Genomic DNA, 2252 nt, shown 5'->3' on the forward strand with positions numbered 1-2252 from the left:
CGGTGATGATCATCTTGCAGGCCTGCTTGGTCACCTCTCTTCCCGATGCCATCGCGACGCCGATATCGGCCTGCTTGTGGGCTGCGGCGTCGTTGACGGCATCCCCGGTCATCGCCACGACATCGCCGCGCTCCTGCATGAGGCGGGCGATCCGCAGCTTGTCTTCGGGGGTGACGCGCCCGAACACGTGGAGTTCGGGCAGGCGCGCGGTGAGCTCCTCGTCACTGAGCGCTCGCAGCTCGGGGCCACTGATCGCGCCGGCGCCGAGGCCCAGCTCCCGCCCGATCGCGGCTGCCGTCACGGCATGGTCGCCGGTGATCATCCGCACCTCGATGCCCGCCTCGCCCGCGATGCGAACCGCCTCGATCGCCTCGGGGCGCAGCGGATCGATGATGCCGACGAGAGCGACGAACGTGAACTCCTCGGCGAGCGACATCGGGTCGGCCTTGGCTGCCTCCTCCTTGCCGGCGAGGTTTCGCACGGCGATCGCGAGGACGCGCAGACCGTTGCGGCTGAGCTCGGCGTTCGCTTCCAGGATGCCGTCCTTCGCGTCCGCGATAGGGACGACGCCATCGGCGGTGACAGCGTGCGAGCAGCGATCGATGACGACATCCGGTCCGCCCTTCATCGTCGCCAGGAACGTCTCGGTGCCCTGCAGCGGCGCGTGGTGGAAGGTCACCATGAACTTGTAGGCGGAGTCGAAGGGAACCTCGGCCTCGCGCGGGTAGGCGCGGCGGCTCTCTTCGGCATCCACGCCGAGCTTCGCGGCCAAGACCACGAGGGCAGCCTCCGTCGGGTCGCCGACGACGACTCCGGCATCCGAAACAGTAGCGTCGGAGTTCAGGCATAGGCCGTAGGCCAGCGGCGTGAAGTCGGGAACCTCCTTGCCTGCGGCGTGACGAAGCGCGCCGGTCTTGCGATAGCCCTCGCCCTCGACGGTGAACCACTGCCCGAGGGCGTAGAGCTTGGTGGCCGTCATCTGGTTGAGGGTGAGCGTGCCGGTCTTGTCGGAGTTGATGGCGGATGTCGCCCCGAGCGTCTCGACGTCGCTGAGGTTCTTCACGACAGCGCGGTGTTCGGCCAGCTGCCGGGCGCCGTACGCGAGCATCCCCTGAACGAAGGTCGGCAGGGCGGACGGGATCGCCGAGACAGCCATCGCGATTCCGACGAGCAGCACCGTCGCGATGGTTTCGCCGCGCAGGAGACCCAGGATGATCATGATCGCCACGGCGCCCCACGCGATGAAGCCGAGCACCTTCGTCAGGCCGTCGAGTTCGCGCTGCAGCGGCGACTTGGAGGGCGCGACGGCGGTGAGCATCGCCGCGATCTGACCCATCTGGGTCGACATCCCGGTTCCGGTGACGACCATCGCAGCGGTACCGCGCGTGACAGTCGTGTTCTGCCACAGCATGTTGGCGCGATCGCCGAGCGCGACATCGTGTCCATCGATCGTCGCGACATCCTTATCGACCGGCGCGCTTTCACCGGTGAGCGCCGCTTCTTGGGTCTGGAGGTTCGCCGAGCGCAGGATGCGGCCATCGGCCGGCACGAGATCGCCCGCCTCGAGCTGCACGAGGTCGCCGGGCACGATCTCGGGTGCGGGCACCTCGCGCAGCGATCCGTCCCGCACGACTTTCACGTGCGGGATCTGCAACTTCGAGAGCCCGTCGACGCTCGCGCGGGCGGCAAGCTCCTGCCGGGTGCCGAGCACGACATTCAGCACGATGAGGGCAGCGACGATGAACGCCACGGCGAACTGGGCGATGATGAGGCTCACCACGACCACCGCGACCAGCATGAGGTTCATCGGATCGGCGAGCAGGCGCAGGGCTATCGTCCAGGCGCTCGGCGCCGGGGGAGCGGGGATCGTGTTCGGGCCGCCGGTCGCCAGGCGACGAGCTGCATCAGCTGAGGTCAGGCCGTTCGCGGCGTCCGTGCCGAGGCTGCGGACGACGGCATCCGTATCGAGGGTCCACCACGCGGTGGTGTCGGATGTCCGCGCCGGTGTCGCCTGGGTGGATTGTGGTCTGGTCTGCTCGGTCATGCCGGTCCCTTCGCCGGGCCCGATCCTATCGGGGCTCGCGAGTCGCGGACAGTGCCATCTGTCGCGCACTCCGGGTGCAACGCCCAGCATTCTCACGGGTGGTCTCCGAGCCTTCTCATAACTGCCGGACGTACCGTCGAAGAGTGCGTTTGGCAGTACACGAGTTCGGCAGCGGCGACCGTACGGCCGCCATCGTTCACGGCATCAG

The 2252-nt window shown here is 68.0% G+C and carries 1 protein-coding gene; it reads right to left on the reverse strand.

Annotation, left to right across the window (positions count from 1 at the left end):
• Positions 1 to 2044: HAD-IC family P-type ATPase (locus Q1V87_RS07045; RefSeq protein ID WP_300591458.1), on the reverse strand; the 2044-nt coding region annotated here is incomplete at its 3' end.
• Positions 2045 to 2252: the final 208 nt, after the last annotated feature.

The sequence above is a fragment of the Microbacterium sp. genome (assembly GCF_030149085.1).
In the GTDB taxonomy this organism is placed as follows: domain Bacteria; phylum Actinomycetota; class Actinomycetes; order Actinomycetales; family Microbacteriaceae; genus Microbacterium.